Source organism: Geodermatophilus sp. SYSU D00079 (genome assembly GCF_054050635.1).
In genome coordinates, this window is the sequence record NZ_JBJGZS010000066.1 from 1 (window position 1) to 1,660 (window position 1,660).

Consider the following 1,660-nt stretch of genomic DNA (forward strand, 5'->3'; position numbering starts at 1 on the left):
GGCGGAGGGCACCCACGCGTGGGCGGGGCGGGGGGGGGGGGTGGTGCGTTGGGACCCGCCGGGGCGGGGGGGGGCGGGCCCCCCCCCCCCCGCGACGGAGATGTGGGGGAGGGAGGCCGTGTTGTGCAGCGCGGCTCCGGCGTCGCGCAACACGTCGGCCAGCTCGCCGTACCTGACGCCCCCGCCGAGGGTGACCGTGCCGGCGGCCAGGTCGACGTCGATGCCGGCGAGCCGGGAGCCCGCGGCGTGCACGGCCTCCAGCGAGAGGAGCTCGGCGGAGTCGGCGATGTCGGTGAAGGAGTGCCGGGAGCCGAGCACCCGGATCCGCGGGGCGGCGGCGACGATCTCCTGCACCTGCTCCAGGGTCGTCGGCCGGTGCAGCCGCGTGGCGCGGTAGGTGTGGTTGCCGGCCCAGTTGGTCCCCACGGTCACACCGGGACGCTACCGAGGCCGCCGTCCCGGCAGGTCGGTCAGCGGGCGGCCGCGAGCGCCCGCTCCACCGGCGGGGAACGGCGCACCGTCACGGCACGGCCGGCGCGCTCGGCGGCGTCGAGGTGGTCGAGGAGCAGCTCGAGGGCGGCCGCGGACAGGCCGGTCACCGAGCCGGCGTCGATCACCTCGACCCGCGCCGGCTCGCGCCCGTAGCGCGCGAGGAACGAGGCGACGGCGGCCTCGTCGACGTCCCCGGCCAGGCACAGGGTGCGCCCACCGGTGGTGTTGAACAGGCGCACCCGGCCGCGCGCGGCCGGGCCGTCGGACGGCGGGGGAGTCACGCGCCCAGTCTGCCGACGACGGCGGGGGTGCGGCAGCCGGGACGGCAGCGGCCCTCCACCCGGTCTCGAGTGGAGGGCCGCTGGGGGACCCGGTCCGGTCGTCAGGCCGCGCGTGCGGCGCCGCCGGTCACGCGCGGTAGTTCACGTGCGGGTGGTCCATGTGGTTGGCCGTCGCGCTGCCGCGGTCGGCCATCGGCTTCCACGCGCCGGCCGGTGAGGTGAGGATCCGCTGCTGCCAGATCACGTACTCCACGCCGAGCTCGTCCCAGTGGGCGAGGTGGTAGGCCACGATCGCGTCGCCGAGGGCGGCGTCGGAGCCGACCATGTAGTCCAGCGCCAGGCCGGACGGGTGGCCGTGCGGGTCGACGGCGCTGGCGCGGGTCCCGCCGATCGTGAGCCCGGCGGCGCCGGGCACCGCGGCGACGACCGCGTCGGCGGCGGCCTGCGCGCGCGGCTGGACGGCGCCGGCGCTGTTGGTGATGGCCGCCGCGGCCGGGGTCGGCTCGACCGCGGGCAGCGGGGTGACCACCGGTGCGGGCGCGGCGACCGGCTCCGGCGCCACCACGTGGGCCGCGGCGACGGCGTGGGCGGCGGCCGGGGTGACGGCCGGGGCCGCGCCACTGGTCGCGAGCACCTGGCCGGGGACGATCAGGTCCGGGTCGTCGCCGATGACCGCGATGTTGCGCTGGTACAGCGGCCGCCACGTCTCGCCGTGCGCGGCGGCGATCCGGGCCACGGTGTCCCCGCCCTGGACGGTGTAGGCGGTCCCCGGGGTGGCCGGAGCGGCGGTGTCCGCCGTGGGAGCCGCCGGCGCCGGGGGGGGGGGCGGCGGGCGGGGGGGGGGGGGGGGGGGGGGGGGGGGGGGGGGGGCGGGGGGGGGGGGGGGG

Annotated in this window: 3 protein-coding genes; all 3 read right to left on the bottom strand. The window is 79.7% G+C overall.

The window, feature by feature from the left end:
* Positions 1–432 (bottom strand): FAD-binding protein (locus tag ACI79E_RS22390; protein ID WP_456934784.1); only part of this gene is annotated, 432 nt, incomplete at its 3' end.
* Between the two features lie 38 nt (positions 433–470).
* Positions 471–773 (bottom strand): hypothetical protein, encoded by a 303-nt coding sequence (locus ACI79E_RS22395; protein ID WP_456934785.1) that lies wholly within the window; start codon positions 771–773, stop codon positions 471–473.
* Positions 774–900: 127 nt separating this feature from the next.
* On the bottom strand, positions 901–1,509 hold the full coding sequence (locus ACI79E_RS22400; RefSeq protein ID WP_456934786.1) for a hypothetical protein: 609 nt from the start codon (positions 1,507–1,509) through the stop codon (positions 901–903).
* Positions 1,510–1,660: the final 151 nt, after the last annotated feature.